This window comes from Corynebacterium sp. 22-2729 (assembly GCF_053479475.1).
Genome location: NZ_JBRBCA010000002.1, coordinates 115,546 through 133,156, shown reverse-complemented (window position 1 = coordinate 133,156; position 17,611 = coordinate 115,546). Strand labels below are relative to the sequence as shown.

The 17,611-nt window shown below is 57.4% G+C and carries 18 protein-coding genes; 11 read left to right on the top strand and 7 right to left on the bottom strand.

The window, feature by feature from the left end; all coding sequences use genetic code 11:
- Positions 1-50: 50 nt before the first annotated feature.
- Positions 51-650 carry a type II toxin-antitoxin system PemK/MazF family toxin gene (locus ACUY2T_RS02080; protein WP_293791408.1) on the bottom strand — a complete coding sequence of 200 codons (600 nt, stop codon included), beginning with the start codon at positions 648-650 and terminating at the stop codon, positions 51-53.
- A 116-nt stretch (positions 651-766) separates the two neighbouring features.
- Here ACUY2T_RS02080 and lepA point away from each other — a divergent pair, with 116 nt between their 5' ends.
- Positions 767-2,617 carry a translation elongation factor 4 gene (gene lepA, locus ACUY2T_RS02075; RefSeq protein ID WP_293791407.1) on the top strand — a complete coding sequence of 617 codons (1,851 nt, stop codon included), beginning with the start codon at positions 767-769 and terminating at the stop codon, positions 2,615-2,617.
- Between the two features lie 2 nt (positions 2,618-2,619).
- Here the strand turns inward: lepA and ACUY2T_RS02070 are convergent, their stop codons facing one another.
- On the bottom strand, positions 2,620-4,368 hold the full coding sequence (locus ACUY2T_RS02070) for an FUSC family protein (RefSeq protein ID WP_448307326.1): 1,749 nt from the start codon (positions 4,366-4,368) through the stop codon (positions 2,620-2,622).
- Between the two features lie 149 nt (positions 4,369-4,517).
- Between ACUY2T_RS02070 and ACUY2T_RS02065 the strand changes: the two genes are divergently transcribed.
- From ACUY2T_RS02065 to ACUY2T_RS02050, 4 genes are all read left to right on the top strand, one after another.
- Entirely contained in the window at positions 4,518-5,048 is a 531-nt protein-coding gene (locus ACUY2T_RS02065; protein WP_448307324.1) for a hypothetical protein, read from the top strand.
- Between the two features lie 302 nt (positions 5,049-5,350).
- Complete coding sequence (locus ACUY2T_RS02060; protein ID WP_448307322.1) at positions 5,351-5,650, top strand: hypothetical protein; 300 nt, start codon at positions 5,351-5,353, stop codon at positions 5,648-5,650.
- 358 nt (positions 5,651-6,008) lie between these two features.
- Entirely contained in the window at positions 6,009-7,553 is a 1,545-nt protein-coding gene (locus tag ACUY2T_RS02055) for a hypothetical protein (RefSeq protein WP_448307320.1), read from the top strand.
- 12 nt (positions 7,554-7,565) lie between these two features.
- On the top strand, positions 7,566-7,955 hold the full coding sequence (locus tag ACUY2T_RS02050; RefSeq protein WP_143336417.1) for a hypothetical protein: 390 nt from the start codon (positions 7,566-7,568) through the stop codon (positions 7,953-7,955).
- Between the two features lie 205 nt (positions 7,956-8,160).
- Here ACUY2T_RS02050 and ACUY2T_RS02045 read toward each other — a convergent pair whose 3' ends face one another.
- The 5 genes from ACUY2T_RS02045 to ACUY2T_RS02025 are packed head-to-tail and all read right to left on the bottom strand — an operon-like array spanning position 8,161 to position 11,201.
- Entirely contained in the window at positions 8,161-8,421 is a 261-nt protein-coding gene (locus ACUY2T_RS02045; protein WP_249024838.1) for a recombinase family protein, read from the bottom strand.
- Entirely contained in the window at positions 8,375-8,674 is a 300-nt protein-coding gene (locus ACUY2T_RS02040) for a recombinase family protein (RefSeq protein ID WP_448307318.1), read from the bottom strand. Before ACUY2T_RS02040 ends, ACUY2T_RS02045 begins: the two co-directional genes overlap by 47 nt.
- Positions 8,675-8,708: 34 nt before the next feature.
- Complete coding sequence (locus ACUY2T_RS02035; protein ID WP_448307316.1) at positions 8,709-9,227, bottom strand: hypothetical protein; 519 nt, start codon at positions 9,225-9,227, stop codon at positions 8,709-8,711.
- Between the two features lie 57 nt (positions 9,228-9,284).
- Positions 9,285-10,214 (bottom strand): NADP-dependent oxidoreductase, encoded by a 930-nt coding sequence (locus ACUY2T_RS02030; protein ID WP_448307314.1) that lies wholly within the window; start codon positions 10,212-10,214, stop codon positions 9,285-9,287.
- Between the two features lie 21 nt (positions 10,215-10,235).
- Positions 10,236-11,201, bottom strand: a complete 966-nt coding sequence (locus tag ACUY2T_RS02025; protein WP_448307313.1) for a bile acid:sodium symporter family protein — start codon at positions 11,199-11,201, stop codon at positions 10,236-10,238.
- A gap of 135 nt (positions 11,202-11,336) precedes the next feature.
- Here ACUY2T_RS02025 and ACUY2T_RS02020 point away from each other — a divergent pair, with 135 nt between their 5' ends.
- The 6 genes from ACUY2T_RS02020 to ACUY2T_RS01995 all read left to right on the top strand — a co-directional run bounded on the left by ACUY2T_RS02020 (position 11,337) and on the right by ACUY2T_RS01995 (position 17,599).
- Positions 11,337-11,993, top strand: a complete 657-nt coding sequence (locus ACUY2T_RS02020; RefSeq protein WP_293791402.1) for a metallophosphoesterase — start codon at positions 11,337-11,339, stop codon at positions 11,991-11,993.
- Between the two features lie 130 nt (positions 11,994-12,123).
- A complete protein-coding gene (locus ACUY2T_RS02015) occupies positions 12,124-13,080 on the top strand; it encodes a hypothetical protein (protein WP_448307310.1) in 957 nt (318 codons plus the stop codon).
- Between the two features lie 96 nt (positions 13,081-13,176).
- Positions 13,177-14,076 carry a hypothetical protein gene (locus ACUY2T_RS02010; protein ID WP_448307308.1) on the top strand — a complete coding sequence of 300 codons (900 nt, stop codon included), beginning with the start codon at positions 13,177-13,179 and terminating at the stop codon, positions 14,074-14,076.
- Positions 14,077-14,448: 372 nt separating this feature from the next.
- A complete protein-coding gene (locus ACUY2T_RS02005) occupies positions 14,449-16,356 on the top strand; it encodes a BCCT family transporter (protein ID WP_448307306.1) in 1,908 nt (635 codons plus the stop codon).
- A 99-nt stretch (positions 16,357-16,455) separates the two neighbouring features.
- On the top strand, positions 16,456-17,310 hold the full coding sequence (locus tag ACUY2T_RS02000; RefSeq protein WP_293791398.1) for a 3-hydroxybutyryl-CoA dehydrogenase: 855 nt from the start codon (positions 16,456-16,458) through the stop codon (positions 17,308-17,310).
- A 91-nt stretch (positions 17,311-17,401) separates the two neighbouring features.
- Complete coding sequence (locus ACUY2T_RS01995; protein ID WP_448307478.1) at positions 17,402-17,599, top strand: CsbD family protein; 198 nt, start codon at positions 17,402-17,404, stop codon at positions 17,597-17,599.
- Positions 17,600-17,611: the final 12 nt, after the last annotated feature.

Genomic DNA, 17,611 nt, shown 5'->3' with positions numbered 1-17,611 from the left:
ACTCGAAAAATGTTAGCAGTTGGTGATTGGAAAAGACAAAATCCCGCCAGTTAGCTCCAGCCATAAACTTGCCGCAGCTCATTGGCGACACGTTCAAAGCGTCGGGCAGGCAGGGGAATGCCCCGGCGTTGGATTAGTGTTTCCGGCACTTCCAGCACCTTATCCATACGAACCCAGCTATCCCTATCTGCATCCGAGCTCCACGGGCCGGTGCCTACGGGGATCCAGTTGGCTTGGTTACCGTAGTCGTCTCGGGAGGAAATCAGAAGGGTGAGTAGTCGGTGGTGGTTGCGTCCTACCACCAGCACCGCACGCAGCTCCGGGATCATGCCCTTCTTTGGTCGAATATTTGCCCAGACGACTTCGCCTGCGTCGGCCTGACCGTCCATATCCGGGACATAAGTTACTGCACGGGCAAGGTCCCGGCTGGGGGTTTTGATGGTCTCTTCGCGCGAATTCATCGCCGCCGCGAACTGTCCACCCATGCCCAGGTGGGTATGGAGCTCCCCGATGCCGCGTTTCAGCGCCTTCTTGCGCGTGAAGTGGTGAATATAAAACTGTTGGAAGAATTCTGCGATGGCTCCGAAGAGGTTGTGTGATTTCCCACGTGGGGGCGTCACTTTCATATCACTTGCTTCCGAACCAGACATGGATAAAAGATTACCTGAACAAAACACTTCCAGGTAGCTAGGTGGCAGCTAAACCCCGTCTGCTACTTCTGGGTAGATACATAGTAGGGTTACGCGTAAGCGAAAGAGGAGGGCAAATGGCAGCCAAGCAGAAGAATTACGCCACACAGACGTTTACGGATCCCGAGAGGATTCGTAACTTCTGCATCATTGCCCACATTGACCATGGCAAGTCGACCCTGGCCGACCGTATCCTGCAGATGTCCGGCGTGGTCGAAGATCGCGATATGCGCGACCAGTACCTGGACAACATGGATATTGAGCGCGAGCGTGGCATCACTATCAAGGCACAGAACGTACGCCTGCCGTGGGTGCCGAAGACCGGTGCGCACGCGGGCGAAGAGCTAGTGATGCACTTGATCGATACGCCCGGCCACGTGGACTTTACCTATGAGGTCTCCCGCGCCCTCGAAGCGTGTGAGGGATGCATCCTGCTGGTCGATGCGGCCCAGGGTATCGAGGCACAGACGCTGGCGAACCTGTACCTGGCGATGGAAAACGATCTGGAAATCATTCCGGTTCTGAACAAGATTGACCTGCCAGCAGCAGATCCAGAAAAGTACTCCCTGGAACTTGCCCACATCATCGGTTGCGAGCCGGAAGAAGTGCTGCGCGTATCCGGCAAGACTGGCGAGGGCGTGCCGGAGCTCCTGGACAAGGTATGTGAGCTGGTGCCACCGCCAGTGGGTGATGCCGATGCCCCGGCCCGTGCCATGATCTTCGACAGTGTGTACGACATCTACCGCGGTGTGGTGACGTATGTACGCATGATGGACGGTCGGCTGGAATCGCGCCAGAAAATCCAGATGATGAGTACTGGCGCGACCCACGAGACGCTAGAGATCGGCGTGGTCTCCCCGGAGCCGACGAAGACCAAGGGCCTGGGCGTGGGCGAGGTCGGTTACATCATCACTGGTGTGAAGGACGTCCGTCAGTCCAAGGTCGGTGACACGATTACCTGGGCCACCAACGGTGCCGAGGTGCCGCTGAAGGGCTACCAGGAGCCAACCCCGATGGTGTACTCCGGTCTGTTCCCGATCAGCGCCGATCAGTACCCGGATCTGCGCGAAGCCATCGAAAAACTGCAGCTCAACGATGCATCCCTAACCTTTGAGCCAGAGACGTCGGTAGCCCTGGGATTTGGTTTCCGCTGTGGCTTCCTCGGGCTGCTGCACATGGAAATCACCCGCACACGCCTGGAACGCGAGTTCGGCCTGGATCTGATCTCCACTGCGCCGTCAGTGGTCTACCGTGTGGTGAAGGAAGACGGCAAGGAAGTGTACGTTCGCAACCCCTCGGATTGGCCGGGTGGCAAGATGCGCGAGGTATATGAGCCGATCGTGAAGATGACCGTGATCGTGCCCTCGGAGTTCTTGGGCTCCACCATGGAACTATGTCAGTCGAAGCGCGGCCAAATGGGCGGCATGGACTACCTGTCCGAGGACCGCGTGGAGCTGCGCTACACCATGCCGCTGGGCGAGATTATCTTTGATTTCTTTGACCAGCTGAAGTCCCGCACGAAGGGCTATGCCTCGCTGAACTATGAAGAAGCCGGCGAGCAGCTGGCCGACCTGGTGAAGGTGGACATCCTGCTGCAAGGCGACCCCGTGGATGCGTTCAGCGCAATCGTGCACCGCGACAACGCGCACTGGTACGGCAACAAGATGACGGTGAAGCTGAAGGAACTGATCCCGCGCCAGCAGTTTGAAGTGCCGGTGCAGGCCGCCATCGGTTCCAAGATTATCGCCCGCGAGAACATCCGTGCCCTGCGCAAGGACGTGCTGTCCAAGTGCTATGGCGGCGACGTGTCGCGTAAGCGCAAGCTGCTGGAAAAGCAAAAGGAAGGCAAGAAGCGCATGAAGGCCATCGGTTCGGTCTCTGTGCCGCAGGAGGCCTTCGTTGCTGCGCTGTCTACCGACGCCGACTAGGCTCAGTCCAGCTGCCGTACCGCCGCGGCCAGGCGGTTCAGCTCGTTGAGGGAGAGATCTTCGTCCCCATGCGCATTGCAATAATCCAGCAGGGTGTATCCGGTGAGCTGTAGCTGGTTGTGCTTGGCCCACAATTGCCGCGCATAGGTGGAGTTGTTGTTAATCATCTTCATCATGTGCTTGCGTTCGCTGAGCAGCTCGAATTGCAGATCACGGCGTGCGTAGAGCGCGCGATCTGGCGGGGTGATCAGCAACGCGCCCAGCAGTGCACCCATTGCCGCTTCGCAATGGCCTACCAGGCGGCGGTGATAGTGGGCGTCAGATGTAGTGCGCCAGAGCCACAGGAAGATAAACGAGCAGATAACCGCAACGCACACTTCGGCGAGGCGATCGACGACCACGTCGCCGAGCGGGCGTTCCATTGAGTTGCCCATCATCAGTGCCATGGGGGTGGTGAAGATGACGGTGAAGGCATAGTTCTTGGCAATGAAGAACTCGGCGGCGAATTGGCAGATGGCCAGCAAGAACAGCAGGGGGAGGCCGCCGATCTGGAAAGCATGGGCGATGGCGAACAGGCCGATGCCCAGCACGGATCCTAGGAGTCGGTGGAGGCCGCGGATGGTGCCGGGGACTTTCTCCGGGCCCCACTGCAGGATCAGCAGAGCGGTAATCACACCCCAGTCGGGGCGATCCAGCCCCAGCCAGATGGTGAGGGCGCAAGAGGTCAGGCTGGCCAGCACCACCTTTTCCATGCTGAGCTCCGCCTGGCTATGGATGTTCAAAGACCGACCGAAGCGGTACTTCACGGATGGCTGGCGGTGCGGGATGGCTATGCGGGTGGGATCAACCATGCCGTTGGTATCGGAGAAGTCTTCGTCCGTATCCACGTAGCCCGTGCGGGCACTGATGGCCATCAACTGTTGGCGGGCTTGCTGTACCTGCACCACCAGGTCGCGTTGCGATTCGCGGACGACCTTGCCGGCGGAGACGATGCCAGCCCCCATCAGCGCCGACCAGGCCTCGGAGAGGGAAGTGCGGGCCAGGTAGTAGTTGCCGGGAGTTGGGTCTTCTGCGAAGTCCGCCACTGCGTTGTTGAGCGTGCGGATGGCCTGCTGCTCCGGGCCATGTGGGTTGAACAGGGCGGGGAACATACCCACAAGCACGGCGACGAACGCGCCGAACAAGCTCCAGCCGCCGATGGCCAGAGGGTTAAGGTCGTTGCGGGCGATCATCGTCGCACCGCCGGAGACAATGACGATGAAGAACCCACCCGGTGGTGGCAGGCGTAGTGCATTTTGGGCGTAGGTGAACACGCCGGAGAGGAAGGTGCAGTACACGCCGGCGATGAGTAGCCACCAGTGCGAGCCACCGGAATCTATGTGCTCCCACATCATCTTGCCCAGCCATGCGGCGATGGTGGGACAGGCGGCCAGCAGGACGGCGGAGAATGCCATCACCTTCAGTCGGATGCGGTACGGCAGGTTGCCGCCGTAGATGACGGTGAACGCGCCACCGGCGACTAGCAACATCGCGTCGGTATGGCCCAGTGACCAGGCGATAGTGCCGGGAATCAGCAGTGACAGTGCCGCTCGCAGTCCACCAGCCCAGCCTGCTGCCTTCGAGTTGAAGGTGGTGAACAGTTCCCACGCGCTTGGACGTTGGGGGATGGGGAACTCCGCGGGGTTACGCGGAGGCTTTGGGGATAGCGGTGATGGCGAGGAGGGCTGCTTGTCTGGGCTGGTTTGGCTCACTGTGTCTTTGTTTTTCCTCTTATGCGTCGGTGAAATAGGGCATTCAAGGGACAATCAAAGAGGCAGTCCCTTGGGGACATTCACAGTGTAGTCCTCGAAATCGAACGATGAGCTGTGGGCTGTCCGGCGCAGTGCCTACACTGAGGTCCATGAGTTACAAGGAACCGCAGCGCCCGGGCGAAAAGGATTATCTTGTTGGTTGGATGCCCGACGAGGATCCGCACGATGGGCAGGTCGTGCGTACTTCTGATGAGCAGGATCTGGAGGCTCGCCGGATTCGGTTGTCGAAGTACCGCCCGAACGCTGCAAAGAAAATCGCGGCGTGGCTGGCGTTGATCCTGGGTGTGGTGATGCTCTTCGGGATTTTCCTCGGCTCCATGGAAGAAGCAAGTGGGGGACTAAAAGTTCTGCTTGCCGTGCTGTACTTCCTCATCTTTGCCGGTCCGGCGCTGTTTTGGATGTATGCGAACAACCGCGATACCAAGGCGGTTCGGCAGTGGGCGGCCACGGAATCCGACTACCGGGAAGTATTGGAATCCTTCGACCCGGCAACGAAGTCCATCTTCGCGCGACCGTCTATGGCCGACGAGCTGCCTCTGCTGCCGAAGCGCCCCTGGCTGTGGATCTGGATCGCGGAGTTCGCGGTGATCGCTACTGCCGGTGCGCTGACCCCTGCCTAGCGTTCGCCTGATCCGTGAAGGGCGCGGGGGAGTCCTACTGGGGAGTGGCGATTGTGAGGCAGTCGAACCACATCTTTTGCTTCAGGGCGAAGTCTGCCCCAAAGTCGTAATCGTTCGATTTGCCTACCTGACAAGTTAGAGTGCTACCGTCCGAGCCCACGCGGCAGTCCATCGCATGAGTATCACCGGAATCGGGGTCAGTGACCGTGATGTTCGCATGGGGTACAGTACTACTTCGCTTTAGGGATCAATGCAGCCCACGTAGGCGTACCAAATACCACTGATACGGAGATCTCAAAGGCATGACCATAACCTCGGCCCAGCTTGACGCTGTCATTGCCGCAACCCGCCACATCCCCGAATCAAACTTCACCGCCTACCGCGGTGGTTACCCCCAGGAGATCAGTACAGCCCTTATCGATGCTGTGTTCTCAATCCAGGCCCAATACGACTCCGCTACACCTGGCAAAGGCGTCGGGAACCGCGTGCAGGCCTTCCGTTCCGCGAACCCGAGTGCGATTAATAATCTGTCGGCACTGATCGACTTGGGCACTGAACACGTAGTGCAGATGATGGGGAAGGGAAAACCGGACGCCGCTTGAAAGCGGGGGCAGTACTTGAGGCTGCTGCCGGATACGTGGCTATCGGGGTGAACAATGCCACACGTCGATTGCCTCCGAGTATGCCTGGCTCGAGATATGAGGAAAGTCCGGGGAGTTCGCATCTCTTTCACGGCACGTCGCATCGCACCCCTCTCCCGGCCGCTCACCTATTCCATATATAAGAAGAACAGATATAGCGCTGAATAGACTGTCGACAAACAGCCATGCAGAATAATTTCAGGAATCTTCCTGCATATTTACAAGATTTCCCAACTATTCAACCATTTTTCATCCCCAAAGGAACTATCTTGCGCTAAGTTCATTTCTAACCATTCACCACAGCGAAAGATGACCCAACATGGCCAGACCATCTCGCACTATCACCACTCTCCTATTCGCCCTCACCCTCGGCATCGGCTTCACCCCCACCGTGCAAGCTCAGCCCGCACAACCACCAGCAGCCGCCAGCACACCAGCCGACAACAACGCCGATTACGTCGCACCCGGGCGCGAAGATCTCGAACCGGCAGAACCAGGCTTCGACGACAACAACGTAGATAACCAAGCGGGCAAAAACTGGCACCCCACCATCAACCCCAAAAGCAAAGTCATCCCAGGACAGATGCGTTCCGATAAAGAAGAAATCCCTGGTGGTTTCACCAAAGAACAGGCCAACCGCGCCGAGGTCCAAGAAGCTAAAGAACAGGCCACACAGGCACGCTCTGGGATCCAGACTTTTGCCGTTGTCGATACGTGCCGAACGTACTGGCCCAGCCCGTTCAAGGTCTGCGGAAAGATCCGCGAAAAGTACGACTCCCTCGGCGGACCACAAAGCTTCCTAACCTGGCCAAAATCCGACGAACTGAAGGTTCCCGATGGTGTGGGGCGCCGCAACGAGTTCGTCAACGGATTCATCTACTGGCACCCTAATACCGGTGCTCATTCGATCACCACGCACTTCTCTGTCGCTTGGGCACGTATCGGATGGGAACGTGGACCGCTAGGTTACCCCACCACTGACGAATTTGGCCTGTCTGGCAGTATCGGGCGTAAGCAATCCTTCGAGCACGGCCACATCTACGGCTCATTGGCAGGACTGGCCACAATCCACGGGGCGATCTACGACAAGTGGGTGCAAACCGGGGCAGAAAAAGGCCCGCTTGGCTATCCCACAGGTGATGAAACAAAAACCCCTGACGGCATCGGACGGTTCCATAACTTCACCCGCGGGAAGATCTACTGGCACCCACAATATGGAGCACATAGCGTTGTGGGAGCACAGCAGTTGATCTGGGAAGCGAGCGGACGTGAGCAAGGTATCTATGGATACCCTACTTCCGAACAATTTTTGGACAGTAAAGGAAATGTTGTTCAAAACTTCTCAAAAAGTCGACTGGATCTAAGTGTGTACCTAGGAAACACCGCCACTACACGAGTGGGAGAGAAGCTACTTAACGATAAACTAGTTGCTCTTTATCCTGAGTTGGCCAGTGGGGGGAATGTGGAGATAGGCGCACGAAATGTCCTTGTCGCCAATGCAGAAACTAGAGATTCTCGTGTAGTGGGCGGAAAAGAGGTAGTGACAATCATTCCAGTCCCTAGCTACTATTTATATGACTGGCATAGAGGAAATCTAAACGACTACTGCACATCTAGCCCTGATGAATACTCTGGAGGAGTAAAGAATGCAGATTTCAGAGGACCTTGCGCTATTCATGATATGTGCTACCAGGCTGTTTCTCGAGGAGAAAGGACCCAATCATTTTGTGATGAAAGGTTCCACTCGCAGCTATTGCTAACCTGCGAAGGTGTATACTCACGATACAGTGTAGATAGGTATCGGTGCGGAAATGTAGCCCAGGTTTACTATCAAGTCGTAAAGAATGCTCCTCATGATTTTTAGGGAATAATTAATTTGATAAAGCGCATTCTTTTCTTGCCGATCATTGAACTTATTCTTATTTCTCTGTCCTTGTTTGGCTTATCAAGATGGATCATAATGCCTTTTTATGACCCATCTTACGGTACGGAGAGCCAGTTTTTTGATTCCTTCAATCAATCTCTTGTAATAATCTCGGCAATTTCTGCCCTTTTGGGCATTTTTCTTGCGGTAATTGTCCCAAATAAAATCGCTACAGGGTGGGCGATCATTGCCGCTGGAGCGGTGGCTGTCGTACTTGTTAAAAGCATGGAAGACAATAGCCCTAACATTGGCGGAGGTCTCATATTTTTAGTCGGCGAAGTCCTCCTGTTGGCAGGGTTCTCCATGGTCGTTAGGTTCTATTTGATTTCTCTATTAAGATAATCCATACTGTTTGACTACTGCTATAATAGGTCAGATTATCCAAGTCCGCTATCGATATGATCGACCTGACCATGGTCTCCTTAAGCCAAATCCGTAGTTCGCGTTGGCTTGCCAAAGCGGCTATACAGCGTTGTTCGCCCTACCTTCAAAACGTCGTGCGACTTCCGCTTTCGGTACACCAGCATCCACCCATGCATGTGCCTGATCAACCTGCTCCGCAGTAAGCGCGCGGGCACGACCTTTGTACACCCCTCGCTCGAGCAATCCCCTCGGCTTGACGCTCCCTAATGATTGAGCGTTCAAATTCCGCCACCGAACCCAGCAGCCCGAGCATCAGCTTGGCGATCGGGGTGGAGTCCTTCGAGTAGATCTGTCCCTCCTTGAGGAACTCCACCGACACCCCTTTGCTGACTAACTCGTCAACAATGGCATACAGATCCGTTAAGGACCGCGCGCACCGATCCATCGACGGCGACCACAAGCTGATCCCCCGCACGGACATACCGCATCGCTTCATCAAGACTAGGCCGCTTTCGTGAACCACCACTAGCCCTATCTGTGTAATAGGTGAAGACCTTCTCCGCCTTGAGTTGCTCAATCTGGCGATCAAGATTCTGATCTTTCGAGCTCACCCGGGCATAACCCACCTTTTGCCCCGAGATCACACCCAACTGTTCCGTGATCTCTAGAGGCAGTGACGGTTCTGTTCCGTTAGTCATGGAGCCAACCCTAGCCAACAGGAAATCTTGTCATTCACAAAGTGTTCGCTTGGGGTACAGCCGTCACGTTAGGGTTGCTAGACCTATAGGCGTAGGTGGGTTTCAATGCCTCTGCGTAAATCGCATCAGCGAACTCGCATGATGTTTGGAGAGGAACGCTGATCTCAGCGCCATTTGCAGTGACCCCGCAGTCATTTCGCGGGTAAGCACTTCCCCCGTTGGAAGAGGGACGTTTGCGTTTGCCTCGCGTCGGCTCAGCTGCGCGGTTGTTGCTTTCTGTGGCAGAGCTGTGACCGGAACCGTGGTTTGAAGCCGGTGGGGTGGGGTTGGGGCCGGACTTCTTGGTGGACTTAGCGCGTGTGGTTTCGTCTGCCTCAGAACCCTTCTTGGAGTCGTCCTTATTAGAGTTTTCATCCTTAGCTGCCGAATTCTGCTGTGCAGAGGCGTTGGCGGCGCTGCCTGAGTCGGCGGCATCGTTGGAATCTTCAGATCCGCAGGCGCTTAACCCCATCGCGGCGACGGTGAGTAGGGCTAGGGCAGATATACGCTTCATGAAAACGTCCTTAAGTAAAGGAATGAGTCGTATTAATGAAGAAGCCTAGCGCTTCCGCTAGTCATTCACAGTGAGAACAACCTTTCCCAGCGCGTGGCCCGACTCGACCTCCTGGTAGCCCTCAGCGGCGGCGCTGAAAGGTAGCTCTCTGCCGATCACCGGGCGCATCGCGCCGTCCGCGACCAAGCGGGCGAGCTCCGCGAAACGCTCCTGGGTGCGGATTCGAGTGATGCCACTGCCACCCAGGCGGGCGGCCAGCTGCTTGTCTGCGGCGCTGCGGATCGCGCCCTCCGGTGCAAGATGTGCCAGCCCCTCCAGAACTTCGCCGCCGACCAGATCCAGAATGCCGTCTACCGGTGGGACGGTGACGTGGGAACCGGTCTTGCCCAGCTCTGCGGTATCCATAAAGCGCGCCCCCAGGCGCTCTACCAGTACCTTTTTGCGAGCACTGGCGATGCCGATGACCTCAATGTCGAAATGCCGCGCTAACTGCAGAGCATGCGTGCCCACGCCACCGCCCGCGCCGATCACCAGCAGACGGGCGCCCTCATCCGGCCAGGTTTCCAGGTCGTGCAGTTCCGCCAAAGCGTCGTAAGCGGTCCCTGCAGCCGCGGGGAGGCAGGCCGCATCCGTGGCCTCTACACCGCTGGGGATAGTTGCGGTCGAGGTGGCGTCCAAAAGAACAAAAGAATCACTCGCAGCACCGGTGCCGGAGAAAGCCGACCCGAAGACGTGATCGCCCGGCGAAAAACCGGTAGAGGGATCGGCCTCCACGACGATCCCGGCGGCCTCGCGACCCATCGCCATAGGGAAAGAGACCGGGAAGGAACTCTGGCGCTGGCCGTTGCGCACCTTGATATCGCCGGGGTTCAGGCTGATCGCCGTGGGGCGGATCAGCACGCTGCCGGGCTGCCAGGTGGGGTCGGCGACGTCGAGGAAGTGGGCGACCTCGGGGCCGCCGAAGGATTCAAAGCCGAAAATACGCATGAATCCCATGGTAGAGGTCCGCTAGTTCTTGGCGAAGCGGCGCATGAGGAAGGCGAACAGAGCGCCGGAGATGTTGTGCCACACTGCTGCGACCGCACCGGGGATGGCGGCCTCCGGGGCCCAGTACTTGCCAGACATGCCCGAGGCCAGGCCAGCGGATTGCGTGGCAACCTCGATGGCGGTGGTGCGGCACACAGCCGGGGATTCGCCGGTAGCGCGGGCGGCAAAGTAGCCCAGGAGGTAGCCGATGGTGTTGTGGATAATAACGGCGACCAGGACAGTTACGCCGACATTCATCAGGGTCTCTGAAGACTTAGCCACGGCGGGGAAGACCACACCGCCGATGGCGATGATGGACAGCCACGGCAGGATCGGCAGCAGGACTTGGACAATGCGGTCGAAAATCACACGGATGACCAGACCACCGATGACGGGCAGCAGCACGGTCTGGACCAGACTCCACGCCATAGACGTGCCGTCCACCGGGGTCTCCTCGCCCGCCAGCAGCAGCATAATCACCGGGGTGACGATCGGGGAGAGGATCGTGGAGACGGAGGTCATGGTCACAGACAGTGCAACGTCACCCTTGGCTAGGTAGGACACAACGTTGGACGTAGTGCCGCCCGGGACGGACCCCAGCATGAGCAAACCGATCGCCAGCATTGGGTTCAGCCCCAGCAGCTTGGCCACGGCCACCGCGCCCAGCGGCATGATGACGAATTGTGCCAGTACACCGATGAAGATCGGCATGGGGCGCTTTATGACCAGCGCGAAGTCAGGCAGCGTAAGCGTCAGTCCCATGCACAGCATGATGATGGCGATCATCGTGGAGATGTGTGCAGCCAGGGGAGTGAAGGTGCCCGGGCTGGCCAGTGCTAGGCCTGCGCCGATCAAGATAAACGCGGGGAAAGCCCATACGGCAATGGTTGCGGAGCGTTCCTCGGATGAGTTGGTTGTGTTGCTTCTCTGCTTCTCTTTGACCGTCATACATCCACTATATGGGATAGAAGTCTCAAAATATGAAATTTGCTGGTATTGGTGGCTATAAGAGGCAAGCAAGCGGACGGGTTACAGTGGTTACACACAGACACCGAGACCTTGCATCGCCCCGAAGGAGTGACCATGAGCCAACCCCGCACTTGGTTTACCAGCGACCTACACCTTGGCCATCCGTTCGTCGCTGGGCTGCGTGGCTTCGGCGAGAAAGAGGAAGAAGTCGCCCGGCATGACGACACGATCCTCGCCAATCTCACAGCCGCACTGCGCTCTGGCGATACGCTCTGGGTACTCGGAGATATTTCCTCCGGGTGGGGTCCACAGGAGGAAAGGGCGCTAGACCTGCTACGGGACGCTTTTTCTGACCTGGACATAACTGCTCACCTCATCGCGGGCAATCACGACACATGCCATCCGCTGCATGCCAACAGTGCCCGACGTCAGCGGAGGTTCCTTGAGGTGTTCGATTCCGTTCAGCCCTATCAGTGTGTGGTGCCATGGGACCCGGACGGCGACGGAGTGGCGGACAACGAGGACCTTGCCAAGAAGGCAGACACCGAGGTTGCCTGGTTGTGCCATTTCCCGCGCCCCGGCCAGGATCACGAGGGGATGGAATCCCGCTACGACTATCTACGACTCGATGTGCCATATGTAATTCACGGGCATCTGCATTCCGCTACTCCAATTACTGGCCCTGGGCAGGTTGACGTTGGCGTCGATGCATGGAATCTGCAGCCCGCCCCCTATGAGGAGGTAATGGAGCTGCTTTACCGCGACGCATAGCCTTTAACCCGTGCATAAGTCGTCGCTTATGTATATTCATATTGTGTTTTCTCGCCTAGATGTCCTAGGTGGATTTTTATGACGCCCACTCGTCAGCGCACGACGAAACGAACAATCGGGACTAGAGGTTATGACATTCAACTTTTCCCAGTACACCTATCGGCCACGGCATGCGGCCAAGGATTCTCGCTCTCACCTAACTAAAGGGGTTGCTACCGCCGCCCTCACGGCAACCGTGAGCATGGCAGGAATCGCCGCTCCAGCTAACGCTGCCCCCGCTGGCCCGCCCGCGGGTTCTCAGATGCCGGCTCTGCCGCCGCTTCCACCGGCGCCAAAGCTGCCGCCGGTTCCGCAGGCTGTGGAAGATGCCCTGAACAAGCTGGGCATGTCGGCTAATCAGATCCCAGGTTCCTCGGCTCCGCACCGCCCGGCACCAGCTCCGCACCGCCCCGCGCCAGGCCCGAACCGCGGTTACCAGGTGCGCACGATCCACAACGTTCCAGCTCGCACCTCATTGGCTGTTGTCACTAACAATGGCATCGCAAAGACTCCGAACGCAGACCAGGCACGACCAGGCCTATCTATTGTGAAGCTGTATATGGCTGACTACGTACTGCGCTACGGCGACCACAGCAACTCGGATCGCTACCTGGCCGAGCGTATGATCCGCTTCTCCGATGATGGAGCTGCTTCCAAGATCAACCGGAAGTACCCGCGAGCAATTAGCACTATCGCCCGTGAATACGGCCTACGTAATACCCGAGCGGCCGCACACTGGGGTAATTCCTACACGTCTGCTACTGATACCGCGAACTTCCTCCACAAGCTTCGCATCCGCCACCCGCGATCTTTGGTACTGCACTGGATGCGCACCGCCAGCCCGGTAGCAGCAGATGGCACTCGCCAAAACTGGGGCACGGTGCACCTGCCGGGCGTCAATGGCACAAAATGGGGATGGTCCGATTACGGTCCGCAGACCCGGGCCTCAGCATCGTTCGGTAATGGCTATACCGTCGCTTCTTTCTCCTGGGGCGACCGTGCAGTACAGAACGCAGATACTCGCGCAGCGGCGCGTTACCTACGCTAGTCTTAAGGCTCGAAGCCTAGAGGCCGTATAGATCGGCCTGAGAGAGCTCTTGTCTCGGGCTGATCGCAAACGGTTGACGAAAGGTTTTTAAGAAGAATGGCACCACAGGACAACAATCCTTTTAATAGTGGCGGTGGCGGAACGAACGGGAACAACCCGAATGACCGTACCGAATACATGGGCGCAGCAAACGCATCTCCGTACTCTGCGCCCAACGGTGGCAGTACCGCAGATAGCAACGGGGCAAATGCGCCTGAGCCGCCGCAGTATCGGCGCCAGGATGACCAGAGCACTCAGGTGTTTGGATCCTCTGGAACCAACAATGGGCAGGGTGGCCAGTACGCAGGTTCGTTCGGCACGCAGAATGGCGCTGGGGCACAGGGGAGTGCCCAGGCAGGCGCGCCGGGCAATACATTTGGAAATGATCCTTACGGTAACCAGGGATATAACCCCCAGGTCGGCAGTGGCCAGCAGAGTTACGGCCAGCAAGGGTATGGCCAGCAAGGCTATGTCCAGCAGGGTTATGGTCAGCAAGGTTACGGACAGAGCCCCTACGGGCAGCCAGGCCAGCAGGGATTTGGCCCGGCTGCGCAGCCATTTGGCCAGCCTTATGGACAGGGCAACCCCAACCCACAGGGCGGCAACGGTGGCGTAGCCAAAATCGTGATCGGCCTCTTAGTCCTCATCGCCCTCGTGGTTGGCGGTGTGCTGATTTATAACGCAGTCTCCGGCGACGATGAAGGGGGAGAGAAAAAGCCAAGCACATCGGAGTCCCAGCCCACGAACACGACAGGGGAGGGCGACAACGGTGACTCCGATTCGCCAGAGCAGAAGACATCAGCGCCTAACCTTCCGTTGCCGACCGAATACAGTCCGACGTACGGCACTGATCTTTCGGAATTTGAGGACATGCTGGACGAAAACTTAAGTGACCTCGAGGATCTGATGAGCAGCCTCAGCGAGAATCCCATCGAGCCTTCGGGAATCCCGAGCTAGCTCCAGCCCGTCTAGTAACTGGCAAACGATCGGCAAAAACGAACACAAGAAACCCCCAGGCGAACTTACAACCTGGGGGTTTCTTGCTGACGTTTCAAGAGGAGAATGACCGTTCGTATTTGGATCCTTTCTGTCGACCACTGGTAACTAATCTAAACAGCCTTCCTGGAAACTACCTGTGTGTGATCTGCAAGCTCTCTACGCATTGTTTATTGTTTCGCCGACAGGCTCGAGAGCATAAAAACGCTCTTTGAAGGCCTCTCTTTTCGGCTAAAGGTACGTTGCGAGCAAATGAGTCTGGTCAAGACGCTAGGGTTGAGGCTCGAGCTTCCTCTACATACGACAGAAAAGAAAATGGGGTGTGATCCCGCAATGGAAGGCGCAAAGTCTACTTCTACGGCTGCAGGTTCGGCAGGCAGCACAAGCAAGGATTCCGACGCAGCCAAAGTGGCGAATGCAGAAAAGGTCAAAGTTGATCCACTGATCTTCTGGGTCGCCTGTGGCTTCATCGTGGGCTTCGTGGCCTACGCCATCATCTTCAAGGACAAGGCTGCTGCGAGCCTGTCGACGGGGTCGAACTGGTTGTTGGAAAACTTCAACTGGCTCTACATCGGCAGCATCTCGCTGGCTTTCCTCTTCCTCATGGTGCTGTTCGTTTCGCGCTTCGGTCGCATGAGACTTGGCGTTGAGGGAGAAGAACCAGCCTTCCGAACCCTCTCGTGGTTCGCCATGCTCTTCGCCGGTGGCCTCGGTGCTGTGCTGATGTTCTACGGTGTGGCTGAACCCATGAACCACGTTGTCAACGTGCCCATGCAGGATGCTGAACCGATGAGCTCCGAAGCTATCGGTGAGGCGATGGGCTTCACTCTGTATCACTTTGGCCTGCACATGTGGGTTATCTTCGCCCTGCCCGGCCTTGCCCTGGGGTATTTCATCTACAAGCGTCACCTACCGCCGCGTGTATCCAGTATCTTCGCACCGATCCTCGGCGCCCGTATCTACTCTTGGCCCGGAAAGCTAATCGACGCCCTGTCTATCATCGGTACCGTTTTCGGCATCGCGGTGTCGGTCGGCCTCGGTACGTTGCAGATTAACTCTGGTCTGTCCAAGGTTTTCGGCGCACAGACTGTCGCATGGGTACAGATTCTTATTCTGGTGGTCATTGTTGTGGCGTCGTCAATCTCAGTATCCACCGGTCTGTCTAAGGGCATTAAGTGGCTGTCGAATATCAATATTCTCGCTGCGACTCTGCTGATGGTTTTTGTGCTTTTGACCGGCCCGACGCTGCTGCTTTTGCGCGGCACGATGGATGCCACCAGCCTGTATGCGGAATATCTGCCGAAGATCATGTTCTGGTCCGATTCTCAGCAGGTGAATCCTGGCTGGCAGGGTAAGTGGACGGTCTTCTACTGGGCATGGACGATTTGCTGGTCCCCGTTCGTGGGCATGTTCGTTGCCCGCATCTCCCGTGGTCGCACTGTCCGCGAGTTCATCGGTGGCGTTTTGCTGCTTCCGACGGCCTTCACGATTCTTTGGTTCGCTGTCTTCGGTTACTCGGGTCTGGATATTGAAAAGAAAGAGCCGGGCGTACTTACCAACCCCATTGTGGAACAGGGTGACCCAGCTACGGCATTGTTTGTCTTCTTGGAACACTTCCCGTGGACGCTGGCCACCAGCATCCTGGCGCTCTTCGTGATCACCATCTTCTTCGTCACTTCCATCGACTCTGCAGCACTGATCAACGACATGTTCGCTGCCGGTGAAGAGGGCAAGACTCCGCTGATCTACCGACTGCTGTGGTGCATCATGATCGGTGCAGTCGCAGGCTCCATCCTGATCATGGCGCCCGATGCGGGAATCGATGCGCTCCAGCAGACCGTTATCATCATTGGCTTCCCATTCGTACTCTTTAACTTCGTCATGATGTACTCGCTCGTTAAAGGCATGAATGACGATGCCGCGGCACGCCCCGAACCGCCGTCACGCCAGTGGGGTAAGACTGACTCGGCGGAGAAGCTGGCCGAGCACGAGTCGCGTCCTGCTCCTGGTTACGACAACGAGGGTAAGGAGCATGCACGCTTCGAATATGATGCGGAAGGAAACCTCATTATCCCTGGCAATGTGCGTATTGAAGGTGACCTGGGAGTTGTGGGCGATGTAGATCACGATGCGGAAAGCTCTCCCGCCCGCCCGATGTACGACCAGGAAGGCGAGTTGATCACGGAAGAGCCAGTTGCTGACGATGACGCAGCGGAGGATAAGGGCGTCAGTAGGCAGTAGGCAATAAGAACAGAGCCGAGGAATGGCATTGGGCACATCCGTACGAGCAACATCGGTAGGCTGGATCAAGTACGAATAAACCTATAAAAAGGAGTGACCATGGTTCAGCGTGTAGGTGTTATCGGTGCAGGTCTGATGGGATCTGGCATTGCAGAGGTTGCCGCCAAGGCCGGCAGCGACGTGCTGGTGTGGGAGGCTAAGCAGGAGTTTGCCGATGCGGGTAAGGCACGCATCGAAAAGTCCCTGGAGAAGGCCGTGAGCCGTGGCAAGCTATCCGAGGAGGATCGTGACGCTGCGCTGAGCCGCCTGACCTTTACCACCAAGCTAGAGGACTTCGCAGACCGCGAGCTGGTCATGGAAGCGATCATTGAAAACGAAGACATCAAGAAGGATGTCTTCGCCAAGCTGGACGAGATCGTCGAGGACAAGAAGGCACCACTGTGCTCCAACACGTCCTCTCTGCCGATCCAGACGATCGCCAGTGCCACCAAGAACCCGGGCCGCGTACTGGGTCTGCACTTCTTCAACCCCGTTCCGGTGCTGCCACTGGTGGAAGTCATCCCAGCGCTGACCACCGACGAGGACGCTGTTGAGATCGCGCAGACCTACGCCACCGAGAAGCTGGGCAAGCAGGCCATCCGCGCGAAGGACCGTTCTGGCTTCATCGTGAACTTCCTGCTGGTTCCGTACATGCTCTCCGCCGTGCGCATGGTGGAAAACGGTGTGGCAACCCCGGAGGATATCGATACCGGCATGAAGCTGGGCGCCAACCACCCGATGGGCCCGCTGACCCTGGCCGACATGGTGGGCTTGGATACCTGCGCCTTCATCGCTGACGTCATGTACAAGGAGTTCGGCGACCCGAGCTACGCCTGCCCGCCGCTGCTGCGTCGTATGGTCACCGCGGGCCACACCGGACGCAAGTCGGGCAAGGGCTTTTACGAGTACAATTAATCGCACAGCGCTTGATAGGTAAATAAGGGCTACAAATTTCGCCCTACCTAGCCAAGCGAAACCAGACGAAAGGAAAGGTCAACATATGTCTATCGACGATCTGAAGAACAAGGCAGAAGGCGCCGCAGGCAAGGCCAAGGAGGCTGCTGGCGAGGCTACCGACAACAACGACCTGGCCAACGAGGGTCGTGCGGATCAGACCAAGTCCGACATCAAGGACAAGGCCAACGAGCTGAAGGACAAGGCTTCGGACGCTGTCAACAAGGTTCTGGGCGACGCTCAGAAGTAAAAAGCTAAAGGC

What these genes read in the sequence shown, in the direction of transcription:
- ACUY2T_RS02035 (WP_448307316.1), bottom strand. Translation starts at nt 9,227, where the DNA reads ATGAAGCGTATATCTGCCCTAGCCCTACTCACCGTCGCCGCGATGGGG.
- ACUY2T_RS02060 (WP_448307322.1), top strand. Translation starts at nt 5,351, where the DNA reads ATGACCATAACCTCGGCCCAGCTTGACGCTGTCATTGCCGCAACCCGC.
- lepA (WP_293791407.1), top strand. Translation starts at nt 767, where the DNA reads ATGGCAGCCAAGCAGAAGAATTACGCCACACAGACGTTTACGGATCCC.
- ACUY2T_RS02000 (WP_293791398.1), top strand. Translation starts at nt 16,456, where the DNA reads ATGGTTCAGCGTGTAGGTGTTATCGGTGCAGGTCTGATGGGATCTGGC.
- ACUY2T_RS02020 (WP_293791402.1), top strand. Translation starts at nt 11,337, where the DNA reads ATGAGCCAACCCCGCACTTGGTTTACCAGCGACCTACACCTTGGCCAT.
- ACUY2T_RS02030 (WP_448307314.1), bottom strand. Translation starts at nt 10,214, where the DNA reads ATGCGTATTTTCGGCTTTGAATCCTTCGGCGGCCCCGAGGTCGCCCAC.
- ACUY2T_RS02080 (WP_293791408.1), bottom strand. Translation starts at nt 650, where the DNA reads ATGTCTGGTTCGGAAGCAAGTGATATGAAAGTGACGCCCCCACGTGGG.
- ACUY2T_RS02065 (WP_448307324.1), top strand. Translation starts at nt 4,518, where the DNA reads ATGAGTTACAAGGAACCGCAGCGCCCGGGCGAAAAGGATTATCTTGTT.
- ACUY2T_RS02010 (WP_448307308.1), top strand. Translation starts at nt 13,177, where the DNA reads ATGGCACCACAGGACAACAATCCTTTTAATAGTGGCGGTGGCGGAACG.
- ACUY2T_RS02040 (WP_448307318.1), bottom strand. Translation starts at nt 8,674, where the DNA reads ATGACTAACGGAACAGAACCGTCACTGCCTCTAGAGATCACGGAACAG.
- ACUY2T_RS02055 (WP_448307320.1), top strand. Translation starts at nt 6,009, where the DNA reads ATGGCCAGACCATCTCGCACTATCACCACTCTCCTATTCGCCCTCACC.
- ACUY2T_RS02025 (WP_448307313.1), bottom strand. Translation starts at nt 11,201, where the DNA reads ATGACGGTCAAAGAGAAGCAGAGAAGCAACACAACCAACTCATCCGAG.
- ACUY2T_RS02015 (WP_448307310.1), top strand. Translation starts at nt 12,124, where the DNA reads ATGACATTCAACTTTTCCCAGTACACCTATCGGCCACGGCATGCGGCC.
- ACUY2T_RS02045 (WP_249024838.1), bottom strand. Translation starts at nt 8,421, where the DNA reads ATGGATCGGTGCGCGCGGTCCTTAACGGATCTGTATGCCATTGTTGAC.
- ACUY2T_RS02005 (WP_448307306.1), top strand. Translation starts at nt 14,449, where the DNA reads ATGGAAGGCGCAAAGTCTACTTCTACGGCTGCAGGTTCGGCAGGCAGC.